We start from the raw sequence: 25440 nt of genomic DNA, 5'->3' as shown, positions 1-25440 counted from the left end.
TCCCCCTTTTTCTTCTGGGGAACTGCCATGGTGGCCATGAAGGAGGTGATGCCCCACACTTCGCCCCTTTGGGTCGCCGGCGTACGTTTAGTGCCCGCAGGTCTTCTGGTTTTAGCGGTGGCGATCGCCCTCGGTAAGCCCCAACCCAATAGCTTGCGCGCTTGGGCATGGATTGGTCTGTTTGCCTTTGTGGATGGCTTTTTATTTCAGGGGTTTCTGGCCACGGGCTTAGCAAAAACTGGCGCCGGTCTTGGCTCTGTGATGATTGACTCCCAACCCTTGGCGGTGGCACTGCTGTCCCGCTGGCTGTATCAGGAGCGGGTTGGAGGTTGGGGCTGGCTGGGGCTATTCCTTGGCTTAGTGGGCATTAGTGGCATTGGTCTAGGCGATGATCTGTTGACGCTGCTCCAGCAACCTAGCGCATGGCAAGGCATTCCTTGGGGACAGTGGTGGCAGCGGGGCGAACTGTGGATGCTGTTGGCTGCCCTCTCGATGGCCGTGGGAACAATTCTCATGCGTCCCTTGGCACGTTATGCCGATCCAGTTATGGCGACAGGCTGGCACATGGTCTTGGGTGGCTTGCCCCTATTGCTCTTACCGAGCTTGAATACACCAGCGCCTTGGGCAGCCCTCCACTGGCCGGATGTCCTCAACCTTGGCTATGCCACCCTCTTTGGTAGTGCCCTGTCCTACGGTGTCTTTTTCTATTTTGCTGCCAAAGGAAATCTCACCAGTCTCAGTGCCCTGACGTTTCTCACGCCCATCTTTGCCCTTACCTTTGGGCATTGGTTCTTGGGAGAAACCCTGAGTCCAGTTCAGTTGGTGGGGGTGGGTCTGACGCTGGTTAGCATTTACATCATCAATCAACGCCAAGTGCTGGGGCAGTGGTGGCAACAACTCCCCTTACCTACACGCTTGCGTGAATCGACAACCTCTGTGAGTGTTAAGGTGATTGATCAGATGAAGTAGCCTGAGCACCCGAGCCGCAGCGTTCTCCGACCCCAGCGAGTTTATGAAGCAACCTGTTCGCCTGATCCAGTTATCGGATCTGCATTTATTTGCCACTGATGCCGGCAGACTCCTTGGCCTGCCTACGGCTCAATCCCTCGCTGCGGTTTTAGAGATCATTCGCAATCATTTTCCTGTGGATGCTTTACTGCTCACAGGAGACTTAGCCCAAGAACCGATTGCTGCCACCTACGAGCGTTTGGCCACTGCCTTTGGGAACTTCACCTGTCCCGTCTATTGGATTCCCGGTAACCATGATGAACCTAGGGCAATGCTGCCGGCCTTGGAACGTCCCCCGCTGAAGTGCGATCGCCAGATCAATCTTGGGGCTTGGCAAGGCCTGCTTCTCAGTTCCCAAGCAGATGGTAAAGTCCATGGCGAATTGAGTCCTGAAACCCTAAGCTGGCTAGAGGCAACCTTGAGTCGCAGTGGCGATCGCCCCACCTTTATTGCCCTGCACCACCCCCCCTTTGAGACCGGTGCCCCTTGGCTTGACAGCAGTCGCCTCCAAAACCCAGAGCACCTTTTTGCCGTTTTAGACCGCCATCCCCAGGTGAAGCTCGTCCTCTTTGGTCATATCCATCAAGAATTTGCCACCGAGCGGCAAGGGGTGACGTATCTCGGTTGCCCCTCCACCTGTATCCAGTTTTTGCCCCGCGCCCCTGAATTTTCCCTTGAACCCATTGGTCCGGGATTTCGTCATCTATCCCTATACCCCGATGGCACCTTTAGCACCCACATTGAGCGGGTAGAGATTCCCCTGACATTGGACTTTAGTGCCAAAGGGTACTAAAACCTAGGCGATAGCCGCGTTTGTAGGCTATACCTATTGAAAAGTGCGTGTCGGTAGGAGTGGTGGGCTATGAACCTCAGTCGGAGCACCGATGAGATTAAAGTGGTTCCCGAGATGACCGATGGTCGAGTCCCCTATACCCCCCGCAACCATCGCCGTATCCTTTGCATTTTTCCCCGCTATAGCCGCTCCTTTGGGACGTTTCACCACGCCTACCCTCTCATGGGCACGGTGCGCGCCTTTATGCCACCCCAAGGAATTCTATTGGTGGCTGCCTATCTGCCAGAGTCTTGGGAGGTGCGCCTCATTGATGAAAACGTACGTCCAGCAACCGATGCTGACTATGCTTGGGCTGATATTGTCATTACCAGCGGCATGCACATTCAGCGGCCGCAAATTTTAGAAATCAACGACATTGCCCATCGTCACGGTAAACTCACTGCCCTCGGCGGGCCTTCGGTCTCCAGTTGTCCGGAATACTATCCCGATGTGGATATTCTCCATCTTGGGGAACTGGGGGATGCTACAGACAAAATGATTGCCTACTTTGACGAGTACGGCAGCCAGCGTCCACCCCAACAATTAATCTTTGAAACCACGGCACGCTTACCCCTGAGTGAGTTTCCCATCCCTGCCTACCAGCACGTGCGCATGGAAAATTACTTCCTCGGCAGTGTGCAGTTTTCCAGTGGCTGTCCCTTTCGCTGTGAGTTTTGCGATATTCCCGAACTCTATGGCCGCAATCCACGCCTGAAAACGCCGCAGCAGATCCTCAAGGAATTGGATACGATGCTCGCTTCTGGGAATCCGGGGGCGGTCTATTTCGTTGACGATAACTTTATTGGCAATCGCCGCGCCGTAACTGAACTGCTACCGCACCTCATTGACTGGCAAAAGGCCAATGGCTACCCGCTGCAATTTGCCTGCGAAGCAACGCTGAACATTGCCCAAAGCCCAAAACTCCTAGAAATGATGCGGGAAGCCTATTTCTGTACCATTTTCTGTGGCATTGAAACTCCAGAACCTGAAGCACTCCACGCCATCCACAAGGATCAAAACCTAAGCATGCCCATTTTACAGGCGGTGCAAACCCTCAATCGTTACGGCATGGAAGTGGTTTCTGGGATCATCATCGGCTTTGATACCGATACGCCCCAAACGGGCGATCGCATCCTTGAGTTTATTCGCGCCTCCCATATTCCCATATTGACGATTAACTTGCTGCACGCCCTACCCCGTACTCCCCTCTGGCGCCGCCTTGAAGCGGAAGGCCGCCTCAACCATGACGAAAGCCGTGAATCCAATGTGGAGTTCCTCATGCCCTACGAAGAGGTGGTGGAAATGTGGCGCCGCACGATCACAGCCGCCTATGAACCAGAATTCCTCTACGAACGGTTTGCCTACCAAATGGAGCACACCTATCCCAACCGCATTGCCGTGCCCAATAGTCCGGCTCGCCTCAGCCGTGAAAATATCCTGCGGGGACTGCGGATTATGAAAAATCTCCTCTGGCACGTGGGGCTTTGGGGGAGCTATCGCAAGACCTTCTGGAAACTGGCATGGCCTGCTCTGAAAAAAGGCCAAATCGAACAAGTGATCCATGTCGGTGTTGTGGGGCATCATTTGATTAACTTTGCCCAAGAATGTGCCCGTGGTGATGAAGCGGCGTCTTTCTATGCCCAACGCCTACGCCGACAAAATTCAACGTCCTCATCATCCACATCCGCAATCAAGTTGGCGGTCAAACTGCGTTAGCCACGGGGTAGGTTGGTTTATTTATTTACTGTAGAGTCATATAATAGAACTATTAAGCTAAGTTATCCTGATCTGTGTCTCTGCAATACTCTCTATGGTTGACCTCCCCTCCCCTGATTTACTTGTCCACGTTGCTGACTATTTCAAAGTGCTGGCAGAACCCAGTCGCCTACAGGTGCTCTGTGCCCTAAAACAGGGACGGCGCAATGTCTCGGAGATTATTCAGGAGACGGGGTTGGGACAGGCCAATGTCTCCAAGCATTTGAAAACCCTTGCTCAGGCGGGTCTGGTGCGGCGACAACCCCAAGGGGTTACTGTCTATTACGAAATTGCTGACCCGACAATCTTTCCCCTGTGTGATTTAGTATGTCAGCGGCTGAGGCAGCGCATTGAGGAGCAATCCCAAATCGTCAAGGAATTGGCAAGCAATTTCTCCTAGGCCTCCTGCCCCAATATGCGAGAATAATGGCGTACGGTTTGACGAGGATGCCCCTGTGGCGAGGGGCGAGTATTCGGCAATGACAAAATACGTTTTTGTGACCGGCGGTGTCGTCTCTAGCATTGGGAAAGGAATTGTTGCCGCTAGTCTAGGACGACTGCTGAAATCTCGGCAGTATTCTGTTTCGATTCTCAAGCTCGATCCCTACATCAATGTGGATCCGGGCACAATGAGTCCCTTTCAGCATGGGGAAGTGTTCGTCACCGACGATGGCGCCGAAACAGACTTGGATTTGGGGCACTACGAACGCTTTACAGACACGCCCATGTCCCGCCTGAATAGCGTCACGACGGGATCCATTTACCAAGCCGTGATTAACAAAGAGCGGCGCGGTGACTACAAGGGGGGAACGGTGCAGGTGATCCCCCACATTACGAATGAGATTAAAGAACGCATTTTACGGGTGGCCAAGGATAAAAACCCCGATGTGGTGATTATTGAAATTGGGGGAACCGTTGGCGATATTGAGTCACTGCCGTTTCTGGAGGCTATCCGCCAGTTTCGCACTGAAGTGGGGCGGCACCATGTGCTGTTTATGCATGTCACCTTGGTGCCTTGGATTCCCTCGGCGGGAGAGATGAAAACAAAACCCACCCAACACTCGGTGAAGGAATTGCGCTCGATTGGAATTCAGCCGGATATTCTCATCTGCCGTTGCGATCGCCCCCTTGTGCCCGGCATCAAGGAAAAGCTCTCTCAATTTTGTGATGTCCCTGTGGAATGCGTCATTCCCTCTCCAGATGCCAAAAGCATCTACGAAGTGCCCCTGCTCCTTGAGCGCGAAGGGTTAGCCACTCAAGTGTTGAGTCTTTTGAACTTGGAGCAGCGGCAACCGGATCTCAGTCAGTGGCAGGCCCTTGTGGAGCGGCTCTACCGTTCCCATACGCCCTTAGAGGTGGCGATCGTTGGCAAGTATGTGCGCCTCAGCGATGCCTATCTTTCAGTGGTGGAAGCCCTGCGGCACTCGGCGATCGCCCTTGATCAGGAACTGCGTATTCGCTGGGTCAACTCTGAAGAAATTGTTGAAAATGGTGTGGAAAATGCCCTCAGCAATGTCGCGGCCATCGTTGTACCAGGGGGCTTCGGCATTCGGGGAGTTGAGGGCAAAATTGCCGCCATTCAGTATGCCCGTGAACAGGGAATTCCCTTTTTGGGGCTGTGTTTGGGAATGCAGTGCGCGGTGATTGAGTGGGCACGCCATATTGCGGGTTTAGAGAATGCCAACAGTGCCGAGTTTGATGCCAATACCCCCCATCCAGTGATTCACCTGTTGCCCGAACAGCAAGACATTGTGGATTTAGGGGGAACGATGCGCTTGGGCTTGTATGCCTGCCGCTTGGCCCCCAATTCCCTAGCGGAAAAACTCTACGGGGAGACAGTCATTTACGAGCGACACCGCCACCGCTACGAGTTCAACAATGCCTATCGCAGCCTCTTTTTGGAAACGGGCTACCAAATTACGGGCACCTCTCCCGATGGCCGCTTAGTGGAAATTATCGAGTATCCGGCTCACCCCTTCTTTATTGCGGTGCAGTTTCACCCCGAGTTTCGCTCTCGTCCCAATGCGCCCCATCCCCTCTTTTACGGCTTGCTGGCAGCGGCAGCCAAGGATTCTAACCGTGAGGATGCGCAGTTAGTGCCGAGTCTCTAAATTTCTCAACGGTTCCACAAGGATGGTGCTGGCATCTGTTGCCCGTATGGCCACATCAGTCAGGGCACCCACCCGTACGGCCAAAGTTTGACTGAAGGGGGCACGATGCAGCAGGGTAACGGTTTCCCCAACCGTGAATCCCACGGCGGCAAGGCGGCGTTGCCAAGCGGCTGTTCCCTCAATGGCAGTGATCCGCGCCGTCGTCCCCAAGGGGAGGTCAGAGAGCAACACAGGATAATTCATGAGACGGGTGAAGCAAGTGTCGCCAAGCGCCGCACCTCTTGAAGGGCTTCCTTGGCCGAAGGGTAGCGATCGCTAAAGTTAAATTTTACCATCTTATTGAGCACTGCCGCTAGACCCTCACTCACGGTGACACACCGTTGCCAATCCACTTCACCTGTGCGCGAATCTCGCGGTAGATCGCGGGGTTTAATGCCCGTTAAAGCCTGAAGGACAATCATGCCTACGGCGTAAATATCACTGCTGAGGGTGGGCTGACCGGAGAGCTGTTCTGGCGGAGCATAACCCATCGTCCCGATGACGACGGTGCTCCCTTGGGTTTTTGCCACTTCTTGGGGTTGCATTTGCTTTACCGCCCCAAAGTCAATCAGGACTAGCTTGCGATCGCTAGCACGGCGAATAATATTATCGGGCTTAATATCGCGGTGAATCACATAGTGACTGTGGACAAAACTCAGTACTTCCAAGATTTCCCGTAGGAGTTGGATGGCTTCGGCTTCCGTGTGTTTGCGTTTCAGTTCCTCACTGAGAGAAGCGCCATCAATGAACTCCTGCACCAGATAGAATTCTTGATTTTCCTCCACATAGGCCAGCAAGAGGGGAATTTGATCGTGGCGTCCTAGCTTTTCAAGGATTTCTGCTTCGGTATTAAAGAGTCGCCGCGCCACCTGCATAAAGCGCTCATCGGTGCGTCCCGGTCGCAAATGCTTGACAACACAGAGGGGGTTTCCCGGTCGTTGGGTATCCTGAGCCAAATAGGTGCGGCCAAAGCCCCCTGACCCCAAGACTTTTTGGATTTTGTAGCGGCCACTGAGAAGGGAACGGGGTTTGCCGGTAATTTCTGTGGGTTCCCGCAGCGCGGCATTGAGGGCTGCTGTATCCTCGGCCATGAGCGATCGCAACAGCGCCAAGGCTTTTTCCTGCTCCTGCACTTTTTCTCGGAAAGATTTTTGCTCCTGCTGTGCCTGATAGCTGACGTAGCCCACCATACCCACACTGCTGAGCACAAGGGCGATCGCTGGCGGCACCACGGGAATCCAACCACTCGCCATGACAAAAACGCCAAAGCCACCACCGAAGAGAATGATTAGCCCCCCCACGACTGCGCCCGCCAACCACAGGGGTTGCCGCAACCACCAGCCAAGGACACTGCCCACCCCGGCCCACAGGAGAATCCAGCCGAGCACCACCGGCAGCGGCCAGTACCAAATGGGACTTTCCCCGTCGAGGGCAGCACTCAGAAATTGACTCACCATCTGGCCATGGACAACCACCCCCGGCATTTGCTGCGTCACGGCATCACTACCGCTATAGGGGGTGAGGAAAATATCCTTGATACTCGGGGCAGACACCCCAATCAAAACCACGCGATCGCGAATCAGGTCTTCCCTCACCCGCCCCGTCAAGACATCCGTGAGGGAAACCGTTGGCCCCACCGCGGTGCGGGAGCGGTACTTCAGCAGGGTTTGCATGCCCCGATCATCCACCCCCACATAGCCACCGGCATCACTGCTGAGGAGGGGAAAATGCACATCGTTCAGCGTCAAACCCTTGTCATCGAGTTTAATGGTCTGAGTTGGCTCCTGATCCAAGTAACGTAGTGCCAGCATTAGGGCAAAGGAAAAGGGCGTTGTACACCGCTGCGCCTTGGGATTGCTGATCACAAACAGATTGCGGCGAATGACACCATCGTTATCGAGGGGAATATCGGCAAAGCCCACCCGCTCTGGCACTTGCTGCAAGGGAATACTCGGTGGCGGCGGCACCTCAGGTTGTTCCGCTGTTTCACCCGTTGATTTGCACACGGGAATAATGCGCGGGTTGAGGCGAATCATGTTTTGCAGCTCGTCGTGGCCGGGGGGCTGCGGCAAATCGCGGAAAATATCCAAGCCAATGGCACGCGGGCTAGCGGCATTGAGGCGGGTGAGCAGCTCCGCCAGCGTCGCATCCGGCAGTGGCCACGTTTTTTGGGCTTGAATGTCCTGCTCCGTCACCAGCACCGTCAGGATGCGCGAATCTGGATCGCGGGCGGGTTGCAATTGCACATAAAAGTCATACAAACTCAGTTCCGATGACTGAAGCAGTCCCAGTTGGCGCATGCCCATCACCACAGCAGCCACCCCCAAGGTGGTAGCAACAACCGGCAGCGGCAGCCATTTTGGCCAAGGGTAGGGCACGATTTCAACTCCTCGCGCAATTGGGCAGCGGCTCCCCGAGAGCATCGCTAGACCGATTTTAGCGAACCACAATCTTCTCTTTCCTCTGTTGCTAGAGAACTAAGCAACGGGATATGGGGTCAAGAAGGCGATCGCCCGCTCCCCAGCGCAATAATGTAACAACACGTAACAAAAGTCAGCGATCGCATGGGGGAAATCCAACCCTTACAATAGGTTTGAGACGTGCTATTTTGCGTCACTGGCACACCAGAATTAGCTTTCTTGTGCAGGGGTAGAGATCAATTGGGCATGATTCCTGATAAGTTCAGAAAAACGCCTCTTAGTGGCATGCCTATGGCCTCAATGCCTATGTCCGAACTGCCCTTTTCCCTTGATCAATTGCGAATCCTCAAGGCGATCGCCCTCGAAGGCAGCTTTAAGCGAGCCGCTGACAGCCTCTACGTCTCCCAACCCGCCGTGAGCTTACAGGTGCAAAACCTAGAGCGCCAACTGGATGTTCCCCTATTTGATCGTGGGGGACGCCGCGCCCAACTCACCGAAGCTGGACAACTCCTACTGGCCTATGGTGATAAAATCCTCTCCCTGTGCCACGAAGCCTGTCGTGCCATTGAAGACCTGCAAAAATTGCAAGGCGGCACCCTGATCATTGGGGCCAGCCAAACCACTGGTACCTATCTGATGCCCCGCATGATTGGGCTATTTCGCAGCAAGTATCCCGAAGTAGCTGTGCAACTGCATGTGCATTCCACCCGCCGCACCTGCTGGAGCTTGGTCAACGGCCAAATTGATCTAGCCATTATTGGCGGGGAAGTCCCCTCGGAACTGAGTGAGCAAATTACCGTTACCCCCTACGCTGAGGATGAACTGGCACTCATTTTACCGATGGATCATCCCTTGGCGAGTGCTGAAACCCTGACCAAAGAAGACTTGTACAAGCTGGGCTTTATTGCCCTTGATGCCCAATCCACCATTCGCAAGGTGATTGATCAGGTACTGCAGCGCGCCAACATTGACCCTCGCCGCCTCAAGGTAGAGATGGAATTAAATTCTATCGAAGCGATTAAAAACGCTGTGCAGTCGGGTTTGGGGGCTGCCTTTGTCTCCATTTCTGCCATTGAAAAGGAGCTACAATTGGGCAGCCTACGGCGGATGAACATTGAAAATGTGGTGGTGAAACGCACCCTGTCGCTGATTACCAATCCCCATCGCTATCGATCGCGGGCAGCGGAGGTTTTCTGTCGCGAAATTCTCACCCAATTTGCCACTTTTGCCATTGATACAGAACTGACAACGCCTAAACCCCCCATCTCCGATAGTGAAAAACCCCTCAAAGAACTCCTGGCGATCGCCCCGATTGAGGAAAACAGCACCAATGTCAGCAATTCCTAGGGCAGCGCAGTGGCAGCTCACAGACAGAATGGTTGCGCTCAGGAGAGTTTATTATTTCAAAAGATCGGAGTATGATAATAGATCGCGCTGTTCATAACTGATGACCATGGCTCTGCAACACGACGTCAAACAGGAAATCATTAACGCCTATCAAATCCACGCTACGGATACTGGCTCTGCGGATGTCCAAGTTGCCATCCTCACAGAGCGGATTAAGCAACTTTCGGAGCATCTCAAGACGAATAAAAAAGACCACGCCTCCCGCCGCGGACTGCTAAAAATTATTGGCCGTCGCAAGCGGCTATTGGCCTATATCCATCGCCAAGATGCCCAACGTTATCGTCAACTCATTGAACGTCTCGGAATTCGGGGTTAAAAACCATGGCAAAACGGTCGGACCTGCCTTTTGAGCCTAAAAAGAAAAAAGGAGCAACTCAGTCTGCCAAAGCCCCTGTCACCGCAGCCGTCCGTTCTAATGCCGCAAAACCTTCATCCAAGGAAGCGAAAAGTAGAGGAATTCCAGAGATTGTTAGCCAGCGGATGGTGACCCGTATGGCCATTTTCTGTGGCACCCCCACCCTTTTGGGATTGATGACGTTTCCCCTGAGCTATTTCATTGTCCACGAGGGCTGGTTTAAGTTGCCCAATGTAGTTGTTGTCATTGCCAGTCTCGGTCTCTTTGGCCTTGGTGCCCTTGGACTGAGCTATGGCATTCTTTCGGCCTCTTGGGATGAGGACGAACAGGGGACTTGGCTTGGATGGCGGGAGTTCCGCACCAACTTCGGTCGGGTTGTGGAGAGTTGGCAGGCCTATCAAGCCCAGCGATCGCCGAATGCGGATTGAGTTCTCTCCTCTCCTTAAGAACATTGAGAACATCTGAAGAATTGGTGATAGATTTTCATTGCTGCCCTAGGTTGATTCTGGACTATCCTATTGCGCTAGCTCCCCATGGCGTTGTTGCCTGTGTTTTAACCCAGGTTTCTAAGGACATCCCCAATTTAGGGATTACCTATGCCAAGTTGCCAGTGCAACCCTACCTTCGGCATTGGCATCCTGGTCACCAGCTTTGGAGACTGTCCTATGGCAAAATTAGTGGCAGCTGCTGATGCCGCTTGGTATGAAGCCAAGCTCTTGGGGCGCGATCGCTCACTTGGCTAAGTGAGCCAGTGTATTCCAGCCAAGAAATCTCGCTCCATGCCTAGGAAAAGCCCCCTGTCGCTGCCCTTGCTAGATATAATGTGGGTGGCCGAAGCACGGCAATCCCGTAGTCAAAACGTGATAGTTGATCGCGGTTGGGACGTTGTGTTGCAGAATGTAAAGCTGAGTTAATTTTTGGAGATCGTGTAGCCCATGTACAATGCGACGAATTCTGGCAGTCGGATGTTTCGCTATGAAGTGGTGGGACTGCGACAAAATGCCGAAACCGATAAAACCGACTATGCCATCCGCAACAGTGGCAGTCAATTTTTCAACGTTCCCTATGACCGCATGAGTCAGTTTATGCAGCAGATTACCCGTTGGGGGGGCAAAATTGTTAGCATTCAGCCCCTCAATGGTATCGGTGCGCCCTTAGCTGCTAGTACGGAATCGCCATCCAATAACGGTGCTGCCCCTGTTAAAGAAAAGAAAGTTGATATTCCCGTTAATATCTATCGTCCCAACAATCCCTGCATTGGTAAGGTCATTTCCAATGAAGAGTTAGTGCGGGAAGGAGGCGAGGGAACCGTCAAGCACATTATTTTTGATATTTCCGGCACCGAGTTGCGCTATCTCGAAGGCCAAAGTATTGGCATTATTCCTGCGGGTACTGACGCCAACGGCAAACCCCACAAGCTGCGTCTCTACTCCATTGCCTCGACCCGCCATGGTGACTTTCAAGATGATAAAACGGTCTCCCTGTGTGTACGGCGCCTAGAGTACAAAGACAAAGAAACCGGTGAAACCATCTACGGCGTGTGTTCCTCCTACCTCAACCAGTTAAAACCCGGCGATGAGGTGAAAATCACCGGGCCAGTGGGGAAAGAAATGCTCCTGCCCGATGATCCCGAAGTCACGATCATCATGCTGGCAACAGGAACGGGGATTGCCCCCTTCCGTGCCTTTTTGTGGCGCATGTTCAAAGAAAATAACCCTGATTATCAATTCAAGGGGCTAGCGTGGCTCTTCTTTGGTGTCGCTTACACTGCCAATATCCTCTACAAGGATGAATTAGAGGAACTACAGGCCAAGTATCCCGATCACTTCCGCCTCACCTATGCCATCAGCCGTGAGCAAAAAACTCCTGACGGTGGCAAGATGTATATCCAAGGTCGCATTGCGGAGCATGCGGATGAAATCTGGCAACTCCTCCAGAAGAAAAATACCCATGTCTATATGTGTGGTCTCAAGGGGATGGAGCCGGGGATTGATGAGGCAATGACCGCAGCAGCAGCTAAAAATGGTGCCGATTGGCAAGAGTTTCTCAAGGGGACGCTCAAAAAAGAAGGCCGCTGGCACGTGGAAACCTACTAGGGAAAATCTCTGGGGGGCGATCGCCCCCTTTTGCCCTCAATGCCAATTGCCGCTTGGATCTGTCAGGATAGAAGTAAATCACCTGATGGAGCTGTTATTGAGAGATCAATGTTTGGCGTACGGTCGCTAAAATGTAACCTACTTAACGCCAAGTTGTCAGTATTCCCGTATTCTGATGGTGAGTAGCCAGCAATCGCCTATGATTTATCCCCGCTTTCTGCGCAAAGCCTACCGTAAAGAACCCATCTCCGCCTTCCTTCTGCTGATGGGGGGGGTTGATTCGACCATTGGCGGTTTGGGGGGCTACAACGGTCTATTGCTATTGGGTTTGGGTCTCATAGGAAGTGCGCTGCTCTATCGCCTGCTCCAGCGATCGCCTGAGCGTCCTCTCCCTGAGAAAGTGCCCCAGTATGCCCTCCCGCCCCAATCTTCCCAGCCTTTGCCCATGTTGACCATGAGCAAAAAACAGCCCCCCCTGCGCTAGGCCAAAGCTGAAATCATCGTCTGAAATTTCCACAGGATTTCCTGCCACTCCCGTTGCGGCTGAGAACCTTTGACAATACCCGCCCCAGCAAAAAGATAGGCATGGGTGCCCTGAAGGTGGGCAGAGCGAATGCCGACAATGAATTCCCCTTCGCCCGTCGCTGTCACCCAACCAAGGGGAGCCGCATAGCCATGGCGATCAAAGGGTTCCAGTTGCCGCAGCCAGTCTTGTGCCCGTGAAGCAGGATAGCCCGCCACTGCTGGCGTAGGATGTAGAGCCGCCACCACTTTGAGAATATGAATGGGTTGAGGCAGCGGTGCCTGAATCAGCGTTTGCAGATGTTGGATATGACTGAGTTCAAGGATGCGTGGTTTGGTCGGCACCTCGCAGCTTATGCCCAACTGTTGGAGGGTTTGGCAAAGAAACTCAACAATCACCTGATGCTCGTAGCGTTCCTTGGAGCTGTGGTAAAGGCCATTGCGCAGGCGTTGATCCTCCTGTTGGGTTTGCCCCCGAGGACGGGAACCCGCCAAGGCATCAGCGCAGAGAACGCCATCGCCAATTTTGACCAAGCGTTCGGGACTCGCCCCCAAAAAGACCTGTTGCCGCTTTTGACCGACACTGAAGATGTAGCAATTGGCGTACTGCTGACGCAGGTTTTGCAACGTTCCCAGCCAGTTAAACCCTTGGGGCTGCTCTAGGGTGAGGGCGGCAGCCAAAACCAATTTTTCGAGGTCTCCCTCCTCGAGGAGCTGGAGGGCACGCTTGACACTGGTAATAAATTGCCCATATTGCTCAGTTAGCGGCGGTAGGGCGATCACCCGTGGCGGTGAACAGGGGGGCGGATCAGCAAGAAGGTGTGCCAGTGCCCGCTGTACGAGTTGCCAGTCTTGCCAGAGGCGATGGGGTGTACTGGTTTCTAAGGCACAACTGAGGGTAAGGCAAACCTGATCGCGACGCTGAATCACCTGCCAGCGGGGTAAAAAGGCACGGTTGGCGGCATCATCCCAAAAACTGAATTGACAAAAAATGCGGGGTTCCGCCGGAGCGATCGCCCACACGCGATTGAGAATCCTTTCACTAAAATGCTGGAGGTCACTAAACCGTTGGCTTCCCTGAACACTCCTGGTTGCCACTGCGCCACAGGCGGCAACGATCTCCACCGCTTGCTCAAGGTAAAAATGCTCATTTTCGCCACTGACCTGCATCAGACCAGCCAACAGCATCAGGGGATCAACCGTTGGCAAAGGGATGCCTAAACTGAGGAACTGACAATTGGCTTGCTGTGCTGCCTGAATGCCAGTGCTGACCTGAGTATAAAACTCGGATTCAGAGGACAAATCAAAGGTGAGGGGCAGCGAAACGGGCATAACCAAACAAGGTCAAGATTGCCCTTACATTTTCCCCTTGGCAGGGAACCTTTGGCAAAAAGACTGCAACTTCCCTGTCTGCCTGATTATGCTGAGGAGTAGAATCACTGTCTATTTGTGAGGCAAGCATGGCGAAGGTTATTAAAACAGATGCGGAATGGCAAGCTCAACTTACCCCTGAGCAGTACTATGTCACCCGCAAAAAGGGAACGGAGCGCGCCTTCACGGGCTGCTACTGGAATAACAAAAAGCCCGGTCTCTATCGCTGTGTCTGCTGTGGCACGCCGCTTTTTCGCTCCGAAACCAAGTATGACTCTGGCAGCGGCTGGCCGAGTTTTTGGCAACCCCTTGACCCCAAAAATATCCGCATGGAGCGGGATCTTTCCCATGGCATGGTGCGTACGGAGGTCCTCTGTGATGTCTGTGATGCCCATCTAGGCCACGTCTTTGAGGATGGCCCGCCACCCACAGGACTGCGCTACTGCATTAACTCAGCGGCGCTGGAATTTATCCCTGACGCTGTTGCCTCTTCATGACCGCGGTGATTGAACAACTACACAACTACCATCACTACAAAGCCTCAACCGCATCTTGGTAGAACTGGCGCGGCGGCAGCCGTTCCACGGAGCAAACTTTGAGGAGATTTTGCAGGACATTCTCTGCACGAGTGCCCGCAGTCTCCATGTCGCACGGGTGAGTCCTTAGTTTTATTTGGGCGATCGCCAGCAGATTGAATGTGCGCACTTGTTTCAACAATCACCGCGGGGGTTGACAGCAGGGATGAAATTGACGGCCAGTGACTATCCTTGCTACTTTACGGCTCTAAAAGAGGAGCGCACGATTACTGCCCATGACGCTTGGCCTGATCCACGCACCCAAGAGTTTCGCCACAGTTAGTTGAGACCCCTTGGCGTTAGCTCACTGCTGGATGTGCCGATTTGGGTTGAGGGGATCATGATTGGCATTCTGTGCCACGAGCACATCGGCCCGCCTCGCCAGTGGACTGTTGCTGAGGAGCAGTTTGCAGCTTCCCTAGCGGATCTGGTGTCCTTGATGGTGGAAACTCGCGATCGCCACCGTGCCCTGAGAGCACTGGAGGAAAGTGAAGCCCGCTTGGCCACTTTCTTTCAAGCCACCTCCGAGGCGGTCATTATCACAGAACGTGCAATTGGCTGCCCAACGGCAACAACTGCCTTCCGGAAATTGCCCTGCGCATTCGTCAAACGCTGGAACTGTCTGAAATTTCAATACCACGGTGGTGGAAGTGCGCTGCTGTCTCCTTAGCGATCGCGTGTTTATTGTTGCCTATGAACCGAGGACGGCTGAGATTCAAATTGTCGCCGCTGCCATGGCGCTCGAATCTGCGACAGGTATATGAAGTGCACCACATCCAATTCTGTCTATGCGTTTCTATTCGCCATCAGCCCCAAGGCCCGTGCTTCTTACTGGGCGTCCACCAATGTGACCGGCAGCGAGAGTGGCAGCCCCACGAGCGAGCTTTTTTAGATTTTGAGAGCAGTTGGCCATTCAGTTGATCTCTAGTTTGATCTCTACTACCGTGGCAGTGAAAGCCACCCCCGCACTGGCATTGGTTTAGGGCTATACCTAGGTCGGCAAATTATCACTGCTCATGGGAGTGAAATCGCGGTCAAAGCGGGCGATTCTCAGGGAGCAGCCTTTTGGTTTCGACTTCCCCTAGCCAACCCAGCTTAGGGCATTGTTACCCTTGACAAACCCAATGCAAAAGCGAGACACTTAAGGCCAAATTCACCAAATTCATCTTTTTCTCTCGGTTTCGTGTAAAATGGCCAGTTGAGTCCTCCTGTTTTAACACAACTATCGTGGATGTTTGTGCATAGGTTCCCTTTTAGCCACGAAACTAAGATTGTTAAAACATGAAACATATCATCTGGCTTTTACCGTCCTGACCCGCTGTGGTGACCTAGCCATAGCGCTTTGGGTCATCTTAGAACTACCTACATTTATTGGGAGCAATAGTGAGTCGTTATGTTGGGCAAACTCCGTGACCTCATGGGCCTAACCCCAGAGACTGACATCTATGATGAGGAATACCCTCAAGGAACGCCACGAACGGCAGCCATGGACTCTGACGTGGAACCGTTGCCCACATCACGGCCAACCTTGAGTCATGACTTTGAAACTAGCCCATCCCCCTCAGTGACCACTGGTTCAGTGCCGACAGGATCAGCTCCTTCTAATGTGATTGGTATGCCGAATGCGGGTCGTTGGTGGGGGGCAGTGGCAGAAGTCTTGGTGATGCAGCCGCGCAGTTTTAGTGAAATGCCTGAGGTGATCAAAGCCCTCAAGGAGCGGAAGTCGGTGGTGCTGAATCTGACATTGATGGAGCCGGAGCAAGCCCAGCGCTCGGTAGATTTTGTTGCGGGTGCTACCTACACCATTGATGGTCACCAAGAGCGCATTGGCGAGAGTATTTTCCTGTTTACGCCCAGTTGTGTTCGAGTGAGTACCCAAGTCGGCGGTGTTCGTCCAAGCGTAAACCCCACACCCGTTGCCCCACCCTCCGCTTGGGGGATGGATGCTCAACAGCAGCGTAGTGCCTAGGGTGCCTGCTCTTGGGATTGTTGGCTGTGGCCGCATGGCGGAGGCAATGCTTTCGCGGTTGCTGGCCAATGAGCTATCGCCAGAACAGGTTTGGGTATCGGTGCGATCGCCCCAGCGGCAGCAGTATTTGGCCGACACCTATGGGGTTAGAGTGGCAACGAACCTAGAGGTGGCCACAGCCGAAACGCTTTTGCTGGCGGTCAAGCCACAGGTTTTTGCTGATATTGAGTCAGAACTAGCAGATACGCCAGTGGCTCAGGGGACTGGAGTTGCCCTTTCCATCATGGCAGGGATCAACAGTGGGCGGCTGCGGCGACTCTTTCCGCAGCGGTTAATCTTTCGAGCAATGCCGAATACCCCCGCACAGGTGGGCGCCGGCGTGATTGCCCTTGCCAGCGATAGTGCCGCCAGTGAACTGGAGATCCGAAAGATTAAGAATTTGTTAGGGGTGCTGGGGCAGGTGGTGGCTGTCAGTGAAGGGCAAATGGATGCGGTAACGGCGCTGTCTGGCTCTGGCCCTGCCTTTGTTGCCCTGATTGTGGAGGCGCTCTGTGATGCTGGGGTGGCGGTGGGTCTCTCGCGATCGCTGACACAGGAACTCGTTTATGGCACAATAGCAGGCACAGTACAATTACTTAATGAGCGCGGGCTGCATCCAGCCCAACTTAAGGATGCAGTCACCAGTCCTGCGGGGACAACCATTGCGGGTCTCGAAGTACTGGAAACTGCTGGTGTGCGTGGAACCCTCATGCAAACGGTAAAAGCGGCCTACGAGCGTGCCCAAGCCCTCAACTAAGTGCCTATGCCCAACCCTTCTCCAACCGCTGACCCCCCCGCCATCGAAGGCTTAGATGTGAAGGTGGTGTTCATTTATTACTTTGCCTGCATCACTGCCATTACCGCTTTGAGTTTGAGCCAAATTTGCCACTGGAGTCTATTGTCTCCCTTGCCCTACCGTTGGGGATTAGCTGTGGGGGTCGTTGTGGGAGCGATCGCTGCCTATCGGAATCATACGCAAGTCCTTGCCGTCGCCCTACCGCAACTGTCGCGACTGGAGGCATGGCTGAAGGATAATGGCTATCAAATTGCTGAGACCAACGAGAATTTGACCATTTATCGCTCGCCCCAAAGCTGGCGACGGGGGGTAATTATCTTAGAAACCTTGGGCGATCGCCGGCGCGTGTATAGCCGCGCGGTTACAATTCGACAACTGCAACGGGATTTGGCTGAGGGTGGCCTGTGACTGACTTTGGACGCGTAATTACCGCAATGGTTACACCATTTACCGCCGATGGGGCGATCGCCTACGATGTGGCGGCAGACCTAGCGCAGCACCTTGTGGCCAATGGCTCCGATGGTATTGTGGTTTGCGGCACCACAGGGGAATCCCCCACCCTCACTTGGGAAGAGGAATTTCAGCTTTTTCAAACGGTGCAGCAGGCGGTGGCGGGCAAAGCTAAGGTGATTGCTGGGACGGGTTCCAACTCCACCCGTGAAGCGATTCATGCCACGGCAAAGGCAGCAGAACTCGGCCTCGATGGTGCTCTTTTGGTGGTACCCTACTACAACAAACCGCCCCAGGAAGGACTCTACGCCCATTTTCAGGCGATCGCCAAGGCCGTGCCCGACTTTCCCCTCATGCTCTACAACATCCCTAGCCGCACAGGGCAAAACCTCCTGCCGGAAACTGTGATTCGCCTTGCGGAATACCCCAACATTGTAGCCATCAAGGAGGCCAGCGGCAGCCTTGATCAAGTCAGTGCCCTGCGCGCTGCCCTACCCCCCACGTTTCGCATTTACGCCGGCGATGATTCCCTGACGTTGCCCTTACTGGCCGTGGGTGGTTATGGTGTAGTCAGTGTGGCCAGCCACCTTGTTGGCTCACGCATTCAAGAGATGATCCAAGCCTTTGTCCAAGGAGAGACGGCCAAAGCGACCGCTATTCATTGTCAACTATTACCCCTGTTCAAGGTTTTATTTGTGACGACGAATCCGATTCCGATTAAAGCGGCCCTCAGCCTGCAAGGTTGGGCGGTGGGTGAACCTCGACTACCCCTCACGTCTGCGAGTGACGCTGTGATGAGCCAATTGAAGCCTGTTTTAGATGATCTTGGCCTGCTGAAGTCTTAAGACAACGCTGGGTATTTCCCAAGCTGCACCTTTTTTGTTCGTTTCATCATAAGGAGACCTATGAGTCAATCCGCTGCAACTGCTGCCCTAAAAATTATTCCCCTCGGTGGGCTGCATGAAATTGGCAAGAACACCTGCGTTTTTGAATTCCAAGATGAAATTATTTTGCTGGACGCTGGGCTAGCCTTTCCCACCGATGGCATGCACGGGGTGAATATCGTCTTGCCTGACATGACGTACCTACGGCAAAATCGCGACAAAATCAAGGGGATGATTGTGACCCACGGCCACGAGGATCACATTGGGGGTATTCCCTTTCACCTCAAGCAGTTTGATATTCCCGTTATCTATGGCCCTCGCCTTGCCATGGCCTTGCTGCAAGGGAAACTCGAAGAGGCGGGGGTGGCCGATCGCACCGAACTTCGCACGGTACAGCCTCGGGACATGGTGCGCTTGGGCAAAAACTTTCTTGTGGAGTATATCCGCAACACCCACTCCATTGCCGATAGCTTCTCAGTGGCGATTTATACCCCCATTGGCGTGATTATCCACACGGGAGATTTCAAATTTGACTTTACCCCCGTTGATGGCGAGTGCTTTGATATTCAGCGGCTCGCGGAGCATGGGGAAAAGGGGGTGCTTTGTCTCATTAGTGACTCTACCAACTCGGAAGTGCCCGGCCATACTCCTTCGGAGCGATCGGTTTTTCCCAACTTGGATCGTGCCTTTAGCCAAGCGGAGGGGCGGATTATTTTTACCACCTTTGCCTCTTCGGTGCATCGCCTCAGTATGGCCTTGGAATTGGCGCAAAAGCATGGCCGCGTGGTCTCCGTTTTGGGGCGATCGATGCTCAATGTCATCGCCCATGCGCGGCAGTTGGGCTACATCTGCTGCCCTGATGATCTCTTTGTACCGCTGCACATGACGCACAAGTACCCCGATCATCAGGTGATGTACCTCACCACTGGCTCCCAAGGGGAACCACTTTCGGCGCTGACGCGGATTTCTAAAGGGGAACACAACAAAATTAAAATTCGCCCCGGTGATACGGTGATTCTCTCGGCTCACCCCATTCCGGGAAACACGATTGCCGTGGTCAACATGATCGATCGCCTGATGATGCAAGGTGCGAAAGTCATCTACGGTCGCGAACAGGGCATTCACGTCTCTGGCCATGCCTGCCAAGAGGATCAAAAGCTGATGCTGGCTCTGACAAAGCCCAAGTTCTTTTTGCCCATGCATGGTGAGCACCGCATGTTGGTAAAACATGCCCAAACGGCCCAGAGCATGGGCATTCCCCCTGAGAACATGGTGATTATTGACAACGGTGATGTGGTAGAACTCACCCGTGACTCGATTCGGGTCATAGATAAGGTGCCCGCGGGCATCGAGCTACTGGATCGCGGCGGCATTGTCAAAGCCCATGTGTTGCAAGAGCGGCAACAACTGGCCGAGGAAGGCATTATCACCGTAGCGGTGGCGGTGGGTACGGATGGCACCCTGAAAGCCACGCCTGAAGTGCACCTGCGGGGTGTTGTAACGGCCATTGAGCCACAGGCTTGGCAGGCTTGGGTACATGCTACGGTGGAAACCGCTTTGAGCGATCGCTGGAGCGAGTACGCCCGCAACGGCGACATTGATTGGGCAGGGGTCAAAGCCCACATTGAGCGGGAACTCGTGCGACTGGTGCGCCGTGAACTTCAGGGTAATGCCTCAGTCCTATTGCTCCTGCAACCCATCGATGTCACTCCCACTGTGACGACAGGAATTCGGCGGCGTCGCAGCACCGCTTCTGTGGTTGGTTAACATCAAGCCCCTTGGGCAGGAGATTGCGATCCCTGCCCGTTTATTTTTGCGTCCGCTGCGCTAGCCAGCGTTGAAACGATCAAGGGTTTTCAGTTGATTTTTTGTGGTGGCATAGGCTAAACGTGGATACCACGCGATCGTTCGCCCATCCTCTAGATCAACGCTAAGAGTATCGTCTGTTACCTAGTTATAGCTTCATTGACTCGCTTCTCAAAGTCGTTGTCCATTGTTTCCAAAAGAAAATCAGAAGTGAGTGTACGAATTGTGTTGATTTTATTGGATGACAGTCCCAGATTTAATCCTTGAAAACTCTTGGCAAGTCGGAATCGGACGTGCCACTTGGCCAAATGTCCGTAATCTCGCACTAGGTTTCTGTAGTTTCCTTGGCAGATACGATTGGCTTTAATAAATTTCGCCCACGCGCGAGGAGAAGTTTGACGAGTTGGATTTGTGGCTGTTGGGACATTGTTGGATATGGCTAGGAACGCTCTAGTTTTTTTCGTATTTTAGGATTGCTGGGTGAGTTACCCCCAAGCACTACCCACAAAACTTCAAAGTGCCTCCATGATCGAGGATAATCGCACTTTTCCTTGGGGCGTGCGGGGAATTTGGGGTACAGCAATCCATGTCTTGGGGCATTTGTAGGCACTGCACTGCTGTTTGAGCCATCTGCTTAGCTCCTCAGGGGAGGCATCTCCCACATAGAGGGCAATGACTTGTTCGCCCCACAGGGGGTCGGGTGCGCCGTAGATGTGAATGTCTTGGACAAGGCCACTGTCAAGGAGTAAGGCTTCTAACTCTTCGGGGTAGATGTTCTCGCCGCCACTGATGATTTTGCGGCTACTGCGTCCCAAAATGTAAAGGCGATCGCCCTGCCATTGGGCGCGATCGTCGGTTTGGAAGAGCCTCTCAGCAAATAGGTGGGGATAATAACCTAGGGCAAGGGAGGCCGACTGAATCTGAATCTCCCCCGTAGGGATTAAATCAATCTGGGCATGGGGTAAGACTTGACCACAGGAGCGATCGCCCGCCAAAAAGTCTCCCTGTCGCTGGGCACAGATCATGCCTGCGGTTTCGGTCATGCCATAGCTGAGACACAGCGGCAATTGCTGCGCTGCTGCTTGATCCAATAGTTGCGACCAAGTGGGGCCACCGCCAATAAAAATCCCCCTTAACTTGTCTAACCACGGTAGCGGCTCTGTAAGCACCTGTTGCAGTTGCCGAGGCACTAGAGACAGCCACAGATCCCAATTGGCGGGGGGGGCTGTTTGCCGTAAGTCCCGTAAATGGCTCGCCAGATAGAGTTGGCCGCCACTCCAGAGCGATCGCACCACGGGCATCAGACCACTGACATGGTACAAAGGCAAAATACTCAGACAGTGAATCGCCCCTTGTTGTAAGTGGCATTGCAGCCCCATCACCGCCGCCTGCAGGGTAGCTACCGTGTGAATTGCCCACCGCAACCGCCCTTGAGTGCCGCCAGTGGGAATCAGAATCCAGCCCTGGGGCAATGGTTCTTCAGCGCCTTGGGGGTCTAAGGGGGGCACCGTTCCCCAGGCGATAAAATTCTGGGGCAAGATCGCTGCCACTTGCTGCCACTCTTGGGACTGCCATTGGGGATTGGCCAGCAATAGGGGCGTGCCTGTAGAGAGAGCTGCTAGAAAACCACTGATAAAACACAGGGGATCGGGTTCGGCCAGCACAAGGATCGTCGGCTGCCGCTCTTGAAGTTGCGCCTGATAGTTGGCTAATTGCTCGAGAAGGATGGCGCTAGCCGTGTGCCATTGTCCGTTGTGGGGATACCACAGCCAGTGGGGGTCAATGCTTGTAAGGTTTTGTAACAAATTTGTCCTGCGCCTCCCTAAACCAATGGGTAAAATCAAAGGATAAAGGAGTGCGTTTAGGAGACAGCAGCCTGACTATTCAACAGATGCAACGGGTAGCCGCAATTACTGACCCTAGCCTTAAACTAGCATGGACCGCAGCCTATGCCGCCGACGATCGCAAGGGAGTGGATATCTGCCTTTTGGATGTGAGTGGCGTGTCCTACCTCACCGATTACTTTGTGATCATTACGGGACTCTCAAAAACCCAAGTGCGCGCCATTTACCAAGGGATTGAGGAGGCAGTGCTCGAACATTGCCAACGCCAGCCCCAACATATTGAAGGCCAAGCGGAATGTTCATGGGTGCTGATGGACTACGGCGATGTGATTGCCCATGTGCAGTTGCCCAAGGAACGCCAATACTACAACCTTGAGGCTTTTTGGGGGCACGCCCAGCGCATTCCCTTTGAGTCATTGATCACGACCTAGGCCACTCCCCTTTCTGCGGAATAGGAGTGCCTTTCCTTTAGGGGCTGCCAAGACCCGTGTTGCATCTAGGCGATTGCTGAGGGAGGAGGAGCAGTGCTTTCCGAAGGCGGCAGCAACATGGATCACGATTAAAGCCACAATGAAATATAGTCCCTTGTTTCAGCCAACATGACTTCTTCTTATTCTCCCTCCAACCCTAAGCCGCAAGCAGTGTGGCATGCGTTGAGCGCCGATGAAGTCATTAATCGCCTGGGGAGCGATCGCCAAGAGGGATTGAGTTTTGCAGAGGTTGAACGGCGACAGGCAGCATATGGCCGCAACGAACTCATCGACAATGGCCGCCGACCCCGCTGGCAGATTTTCATTGATCAGTTTCGCAATGTGATGCTGATCATGCTTTTGGTGGTAGCCATTGTTTCTGCCACGTTAGATATTCTCGAATCTCTCGAAGAAAACACCTTCCCCTTTCCCAAGGATGCAACGGCCATTCTGGTTGTTGTCATTCTCAATGCCATTTTGGGCTATGTCCAAGAATCCCGGGCCGAAGAGGCGCTGGCAGCCTTAAAAAATATGGCAGCTCCTAAAGTGCGTGTGCTCCGCCAAGGAAAGGTCATGGAAATTGACTCCCCTGAACTGGTTGTCGGGGACATTTTCTTTTTGGAAGCTGGGGTGAAAGTCGCTGCCGATGGTCGCCTCCTTGAAGCGGTGAATTTACAAATTCGCGAAGCCGCCCTCACTGGCGAAGCAGAAGCCACTAGTAAAGATGCTGAGAAAGTTTTGCCCATTGATACAGAAGTGGGCGATCGCGCCAATCTCGTCTTTGCCGGCACCGAAGTCAACCAAGGCCGCGGTGTGGCCGTCGTCACGGCGATCGGCATGGACACCGAGCTGGGGAAAATTGCCGCTGCTCTGCAAGAGGTGGAGCAAGAACCGACACCGCTGCAAAAACGGATGACGGAACTGGGTAATCGCTTGGTCTGGATTGCCTTAGTGCTGGTGGGAATTGTGGTGGTTGGCGGTAGTCTCTACGATGTTTCCCTCCTCAGGGAACTGATTGAAGTGTCCCTCAGTATGGCCGTGGCCGTGGTACCCGAAGGCTTGCCGGCAGTCATTACCGTCACGCTCGCATTGGGAACGCAGCGGATGGTAAAACGTCATGCCCTCATCCGTCGTCTGCCCGCTGTGGAGACCCTTGGTAGTATAACGACGATCTGCTCCGACAAAACGGGTACTCTCACCCAAAACAAAATGGTGGTGCAGGCGGTAGCTACTAGCTCCTATTGCGCCAAAGTGAGCGGTAATGGCTACGAACCCAAGGGCGACTTCTACAACGCCAATACCGACGACCCTGCCGCACTCTACGAACGGCAATTGCTCCTTCTGGCAGGCGCACTGTGTAATGATGCGCTCCTCAAACAACACGCAGCGGAGTGGGTGATTCTCGGTGACCCGACGGAAGGCTCCCTCTTGCCCTTGGCCGTTAAAGGGGGAATTGATCTCAAGGCCTTGCAGCAGCAGGCGGAGCGGGTGGCGGAGTTTCCCTTTGATGCCGATCGCAAGCGGATGAGTACGTTCTACCGCAGTGAATCCATTCCTGAGATGCCCGCCACAGAACCCTACTGGATGATTACCAAAGGGTCACCTGAACTGACATTAGAACGCTGCCGATGGCGGCAGGTGGGGCAGGACATTCAACCCCTAACCCTAGCGGATCGCCAAGAGATTCTGGCTGAAAACGATCGCTTTGCTGCTCAAGGGCTGCGGGTCTTGGGCATTGCCCATCGCTACTGGTCAGAGCTGCCACCCGCGGCGAGTGTAGAGACCAGTGAGCAGGAGTTGATCTGGTTGGGGCTAGTGGGCATTCTTGATCCTCCGCGGCCGGAAGTTCTAGAGGCTGTCGCCACCTGTCGTAGGGCTGGGATTCGCCCGATCATGATTACGGGGGATCATCAATTAACAGCGCAGGCGATCGCCAGTCAAATTGGCATTTGTGAGTGGGGCGATCGCGCTCTGACCGGTCGAGAGATTGAAAAGCTCAGTCCTGAGGAATTAGACGCTGCCACCCTCACGGTGAGTGTTTATGCCCGCGTCTCGCCGGAACATAAGCTGCGCATTGTGCAATCCCTTCAACGGAACGGTGAGATTGTGGCTATGACCGGGGATGGCGTCAATGATGCCCCTGCCCTCAAACAAGCGGATATTGGTGTAGCGATGGGGATGACGGGCACCGATGTCACCAAGGAAGCCAGTGATATGGTGCTGTTGGACGATAACTTTGCCACCATTGTGGCCGCCACCGAGGAAGGGCGGGTTATTTACAGCAACATTCGCCGCTTTATCAAATACATTCTCGGCTCCAACATTGGGGAAGTCATTACAATTGCCTGCTCACCCCTCTTGGGATTAGGCGGGGTTCCTCTGACTCCCTTGCAAATCCTCTGGATGAACTTGGTGACCGATGGCTTGCCTGCCCTTGCTCTGGCCGTTGAACCGGGGGATCCCGATGTCATGAAGCGTCCTCCCGTTAAGCCCAACGAAAGTATTTTCGGCCGTGGTTTGGGTTCCTATATGATTCGCGTGGGCTTAATTTTGGCCATAGTTGGCCTTTCCCTGATGGTATGGGCCTATAGCTATACCAGTGAACATATAGAAGGGGGACTCGATCCAAGACGTTGGACAACCATGGTGTTCACCACCCTCTGTCTCGCTCAAATGGGTCATGCCCTTGCT

26 protein-coding genes and 2 pseudogenes are annotated in these 25440 nt (G+C 53.8%); 23 read left to right on the top strand and 5 right to left on the bottom strand.

Going from position 1 to position 25440, the window contains the following annotated elements; genetic code table 11:
* The first annotated feature begins 27 nt into the window (after window positions 1-27).
* The 5 genes from ACK4HN_RS00140 to ACK4HN_RS00120 all read left to right on the top strand — a co-directional run bounded on the left by ACK4HN_RS00140 (window position 28) and on the right by ACK4HN_RS00120 (window position 5706).
* The gene (locus ACK4HN_RS00140; protein ID WP_409868545.1) at window positions 28-969 is read left to right on the top strand and encodes a DMT family transporter; all 942 of its coding nucleotides are present in this window, start codon (window positions 28-30) and stop codon (window positions 967-969) included.
* Between the two features lie 43 nt (window positions 970-1012).
* Window positions 1013-1801 carry a 3',5'-cyclic-AMP phosphodiesterase gene (gene cpdA / locus ACK4HN_RS00135; RefSeq protein ID WP_409877057.1) on the top strand — a complete coding sequence of 263 codons (789 nt, stop codon included), beginning with the start codon at window positions 1013-1015 and terminating at the stop codon, window positions 1799-1801.
* A 69-nt stretch (window positions 1802-1870) separates the two neighbouring features.
* Window positions 1871-3556 carry a B12-binding domain-containing radical SAM protein gene (locus ACK4HN_RS00130; protein WP_409877056.1) on the top strand — a complete coding sequence of 562 codons (1686 nt, stop codon included), beginning with the start codon at window positions 1871-1873 and terminating at the stop codon, window positions 3554-3556.
* A gap of 94 nt (window positions 3557-3650) precedes the next feature.
* Window positions 3651-3995 (top strand): ArsR/SmtB family transcription factor, encoded by a 345-nt coding sequence (locus ACK4HN_RS00125; RefSeq protein WP_409877055.1) that lies wholly within the window; start codon window positions 3651-3653, stop codon window positions 3993-3995.
* A gap of 79 nt (window positions 3996-4074) precedes the next feature.
* Window positions 4075-5706: a CTP synthase gene (locus tag ACK4HN_RS00120; RefSeq protein ID WP_409849111.1), complete on the top strand. Its 1632-nt coding sequence runs from the start codon at window positions 4075-4077 to the stop codon at window positions 5704-5706.
* Here ACK4HN_RS00120 and ACK4HN_RS00115 read toward each other — a convergent pair.
* Together ACK4HN_RS00115 and ACK4HN_RS00110 are read right to left on the bottom strand one after the other, a co-directional pair.
* Window positions 5689-5949, bottom strand: coding sequence for a ferrous iron transport protein A (locus ACK4HN_RS00115; RefSeq protein ID WP_409849109.1), 261 nt, complete (start codon window positions 5947-5949; stop codon window positions 5689-5691). The two genes, ACK4HN_RS00120 and ACK4HN_RS00115, sit on opposite strands and share 18 nt — an antisense overlap.
* Complete coding sequence (locus tag ACK4HN_RS00110) at window positions 5946-8123, bottom strand: CHASE2 domain-containing protein (protein ID WP_409868475.1); 2178 nt, start codon at window positions 8121-8123, stop codon at window positions 5946-5948. Before ACK4HN_RS00110 ends, ACK4HN_RS00115 begins: the two co-directional genes overlap by 4 nt.
* Before the next feature lie 348 nt (window positions 8124-8471).
* On the opposite strand from ACK4HN_RS00110, the gene ACK4HN_RS00105 reads away from it, so the two are divergent.
* From ACK4HN_RS00105 to ACK4HN_RS00080, 6 genes are all read left to right on the top strand, one after another.
* A complete protein-coding gene (locus ACK4HN_RS00105; RefSeq protein ID WP_409868476.1) occupies window positions 8472-9512 on the top strand; it encodes a LysR family transcriptional regulator in 1041 nt (346 codons plus the stop codon).
* 106 nt (window positions 9513-9618) lie between these two features.
* On the top strand, window positions 9619-9888 hold the full coding sequence (rpsO, locus tag ACK4HN_RS00100) for a 30S ribosomal protein S15 (RefSeq protein WP_409868477.1): 270 nt from the start codon (window positions 9619-9621) through the stop codon (window positions 9886-9888).
* 5 nt (window positions 9889-9893) lie between these two features.
* On the top strand, window positions 9894-10355 hold the full coding sequence (locus tag ACK4HN_RS00095; protein WP_409868478.1) for a PAM68 family protein: 462 nt from the start codon (window positions 9894-9896) through the stop codon (window positions 10353-10355).
* Window positions 10356-10523: 168 nt separating this feature from the next.
* Complete coding sequence (locus tag ACK4HN_RS00090; RefSeq protein WP_409868479.1) at window positions 10524-10670, top strand: hypothetical protein; 147 nt, start codon at window positions 10524-10526, stop codon at window positions 10668-10670.
* A gap of 192 nt (window positions 10671-10862) precedes the next feature.
* The gene (gene petH, locus ACK4HN_RS00085; protein WP_409868480.1) at window positions 10863-12023 is read left to right on the top strand and encodes a ferredoxin--NADP reductase; all 1161 of its coding nucleotides are present in this window, start codon (window positions 10863-10865) and stop codon (window positions 12021-12023) included.
* 199 nt (window positions 12024-12222) lie between these two features.
* Window positions 12223-12507 carry a hypothetical protein gene (locus ACK4HN_RS00080; protein ID WP_409868481.1) on the top strand — a complete coding sequence of 95 codons (285 nt, stop codon included), beginning with the start codon at window positions 12223-12225 and terminating at the stop codon, window positions 12505-12507.
* Here ACK4HN_RS00080 and ACK4HN_RS00075 read toward each other — a convergent pair.
* Window positions 12504-13877, bottom strand: a complete 1374-nt coding sequence (locus ACK4HN_RS00075) for an isochorismate synthase MenF (RefSeq protein WP_409868482.1) — start codon at window positions 13875-13877, stop codon at window positions 12504-12506. The two genes, ACK4HN_RS00080 and ACK4HN_RS00075, sit on opposite strands and share 4 nt — an antisense overlap.
* Before the next feature lie 128 nt (window positions 13878-14005).
* Between ACK4HN_RS00075 and msrB the strand changes: the two genes are divergently transcribed.
* The 10 genes and pseudogenes from msrB (at window position 14006) to ACK4HN_RS00025 (ending at window position 20396) form a co-directional block, all read left to right on the top strand.
* Window positions 14006-14413 (top strand): peptide-methionine (R)-S-oxide reductase MsrB, encoded by a 408-nt coding sequence (gene msrB / locus ACK4HN_RS00070; RefSeq protein ID WP_409868483.1) that lies wholly within the window; start codon window positions 14006-14008, stop codon window positions 14411-14413.
* A 208-nt stretch (window positions 14414-14621) separates the two neighbouring features.
* The gene (locus tag ACK4HN_RS00065) at window positions 14622-14774 is read left to right on the top strand and encodes a hypothetical protein (protein ID WP_409868484.1); all 153 of its coding nucleotides are present in this window, start codon (window positions 14622-14624) and stop codon (window positions 14772-14774) included.
* 57 nt (window positions 14775-14831) lie between these two features.
* Window positions 14832-15161, top strand: a complete 330-nt coding sequence (locus tag ACK4HN_RS00060) for a hypothetical protein (protein ID WP_409868485.1) — start codon at window positions 14832-14834, stop codon at window positions 15159-15161.
* A 23-nt stretch (window positions 15162-15184) separates the two neighbouring features.
* Window positions 15185-15412 carry a GAF domain-containing protein gene (locus tag ACK4HN_RS00055; RefSeq protein WP_409868486.1) on the top strand — a complete coding sequence of 76 codons (228 nt, stop codon included), beginning with the start codon at window positions 15185-15187 and terminating at the stop codon, window positions 15410-15412.
* Window positions 15413-15431: 19 nt separating this feature from the next.
* Window positions 15432-15590 (top strand): annotated as a pseudogene (locus ACK4HN_RS00050) (ATP-binding protein); the annotation flags it as partial.
* Window positions 15591-15884: 294 nt separating this feature from the next.
* The gene (locus tag ACK4HN_RS00045) at window positions 15885-16460 is read left to right on the top strand and encodes a cell division protein SepF (protein WP_409849086.1); all 576 of its coding nucleotides are present in this window, start codon (window positions 15885-15887) and stop codon (window positions 16458-16460) included.
* Window positions 16435-17256: a pyrroline-5-carboxylate reductase gene (proC, locus tag ACK4HN_RS00040; protein ID WP_409877054.1), complete on the top strand. Its 822-nt coding sequence runs from the start codon at window positions 16435-16437 to the stop codon at window positions 17254-17256. The genes ACK4HN_RS00045 and proC overlap by 26 nt, the downstream gene beginning before the upstream one ends.
* Window positions 17257-17262: 6 nt before the next feature.
* Window positions 17263-17703, top strand: a complete 441-nt coding sequence (locus ACK4HN_RS00035; RefSeq protein ID WP_409868488.1) for a hypothetical protein — start codon at window positions 17263-17265, stop codon at window positions 17701-17703.
* The gene (gene dapA / locus ACK4HN_RS00030) at window positions 17700-18590 is read left to right on the top strand and encodes a 4-hydroxy-tetrahydrodipicolinate synthase (protein ID WP_409868489.1); all 891 of its coding nucleotides are present in this window, start codon (window positions 17700-17702) and stop codon (window positions 18588-18590) included. The genes ACK4HN_RS00035 and dapA overlap by 4 nt, the downstream gene beginning before the upstream one ends.
* A 60-nt stretch (window positions 18591-18650) precedes the next feature.
* Window positions 18651-20396, top strand: coding sequence for a ribonuclease J (locus ACK4HN_RS00025; protein ID WP_409868490.1), 1746 nt, complete (start codon window positions 18651-18653; stop codon window positions 20394-20396).
* A 93-nt stretch (window positions 20397-20489) separates the two neighbouring features.
* Here the strand turns inward: ACK4HN_RS00025 and ACK4HN_RS00020 are convergent.
* Window positions 20490-20579, bottom strand: a pseudogene (locus ACK4HN_RS00020) (DUF2442 domain-containing protein); the annotation flags it as partial.
* A gap of 368 nt (window positions 20580-20947) precedes the next feature.
* Window positions 20948-22240: an AMP-binding protein gene (locus ACK4HN_RS00015; protein WP_409868491.1), complete on the bottom strand. Its 1293-nt coding sequence runs from the start codon at window positions 22238-22240 to the stop codon at window positions 20948-20950.
* 50 nt (window positions 22241-22290) lie between these two features.
* Here ACK4HN_RS00015 and rsfS point away from each other — a divergent pair, with 50 nt between their 5' ends.
* Window positions 22291-22710: a ribosome silencing factor gene (rsfS, locus tag ACK4HN_RS00010; RefSeq protein ID WP_409877053.1), complete on the top strand. Its 420-nt coding sequence runs from the start codon at window positions 22291-22293 to the stop codon at window positions 22708-22710.
* A 168-nt stretch (window positions 22711-22878) separates the two neighbouring features.
* On the top strand, window positions 22879-25440 hold a 2562-nt coding region (locus tag ACK4HN_RS00005), incomplete at its 3' end, for a cation-translocating P-type ATPase (protein ID WP_409877051.1).

This window comes from Thermosynechococcus sp., assembly GCF_046299655.1.
Lineage (GTDB): Bacteria > Cyanobacteriota > Cyanobacteriia > Thermosynechococcales > Thermosynechococcaceae > Thermosynechococcus.
The sequence above is the reverse complement of the archived record's forward strand: the minus strand, read 5'-3'. Positions and strand labels throughout refer to the sequence as shown.

Excerpts from the sequence above, each read along its gene's own strand:
- ACK4HN_RS00130 (WP_409877056.1), top strand. The coding sequence starts at position 1,871 with ATGAACCTCAGTCGGAGCACCGATGAGATTAAAGTGGTTCCCGAGATG.
- ACK4HN_RS00105 (WP_409868476.1), top strand. The coding sequence starts at position 8,472 with ATGTCCGAACTGCCCTTTTCCCTTGATCAATTGCGAATCCTCAAGGCG.
- ACK4HN_RS00075 (WP_409868482.1), bottom strand. The coding sequence starts at position 13,877 with ATGCCCGTTTCGCTGCCCCTCACCTTTGATTTGTCCTCTGAATCCGAG.
- ACK4HN_RS00045 (WP_409849086.1), top strand. The coding sequence starts at position 15,885 with ATGTTGGGCAAACTCCGTGACCTCATGGGCCTAACCCCAGAGACTGAC.
- cpdA (WP_409877057.1), top strand. The coding sequence starts at position 1,013 with ATGAAGCAACCTGTTCGCCTGATCCAGTTATCGGATCTGCATTTATTT.
- ACK4HN_RS00095 (WP_409868478.1), top strand. The coding sequence starts at position 9,894 with ATGGCAAAACGGTCGGACCTGCCTTTTGAGCCTAAAAAGAAAAAAGGA.
- ACK4HN_RS00125 (WP_409877055.1), top strand. The coding sequence starts at position 3,651 with ATGGTTGACCTCCCCTCCCCTGATTTACTTGTCCACGTTGCTGACTAT.
- petH (WP_409868480.1), top strand. The coding sequence starts at position 10,863 with ATGTACAATGCGACGAATTCTGGCAGTCGGATGTTTCGCTATGAAGTG.
- ACK4HN_RS00025 (WP_409868490.1), top strand. The coding sequence starts at position 18,651 with ATGAGTCAATCCGCTGCAACTGCTGCCCTAAAAATTATTCCCCTCGGT.
- ACK4HN_RS00055 (WP_409868486.1), top strand. The coding sequence starts at position 15,185 with ATGAACCGAGGACGGCTGAGATTCAAATTGTCGCCGCTGCCATGGCGC.
- msrB (WP_409868483.1), top strand. The coding sequence starts at position 14,006 with ATGGCGAAGGTTATTAAAACAGATGCGGAATGGCAAGCTCAACTTACC.
- ACK4HN_RS00035 (WP_409868488.1), top strand. The coding sequence starts at position 17,263 with ATGCCCAACCCTTCTCCAACCGCTGACCCCCCCGCCATCGAAGGCTTA.
- proC (WP_409877054.1), top strand. The coding sequence starts at position 16,435 with ATGCTCAACAGCAGCGTAGTGCCTAGGGTGCCTGCTCTTGGGATTGTT.
- ACK4HN_RS00115 (WP_409849109.1), bottom strand. The coding sequence starts at position 5,949 with ATGAATTATCCTGTGTTGCTCTCTGACCTCCCCTTGGGGACGACGGCG.
- ACK4HN_RS00080 (WP_409868481.1), top strand. The coding sequence starts at position 12,223 with ATGATTTATCCCCGCTTTCTGCGCAAAGCCTACCGTAAAGAACCCATC.
- ACK4HN_RS00060 (WP_409868485.1), top strand. The coding sequence starts at position 14,832 with ATGATTGGCATTCTGTGCCACGAGCACATCGGCCCGCCTCGCCAGTGG.
- ACK4HN_RS00140 (WP_409868545.1), top strand. The coding sequence starts at position 28 with ATGGTGGCCATGAAGGAGGTGATGCCCCACACTTCGCCCCTTTGGGTC.
- ACK4HN_RS00120 (WP_409849111.1), top strand. The coding sequence starts at position 4,075 with ATGACAAAATACGTTTTTGTGACCGGCGGTGTCGTCTCTAGCATTGGG.
- rpsO (WP_409868477.1), top strand. The coding sequence starts at position 9,619 with ATGGCTCTGCAACACGACGTCAAACAGGAAATCATTAACGCCTATCAA.
- ACK4HN_RS00090 (WP_409868479.1), top strand. The coding sequence starts at position 10,524 with ATGCCAAGTTGCCAGTGCAACCCTACCTTCGGCATTGGCATCCTGGTC.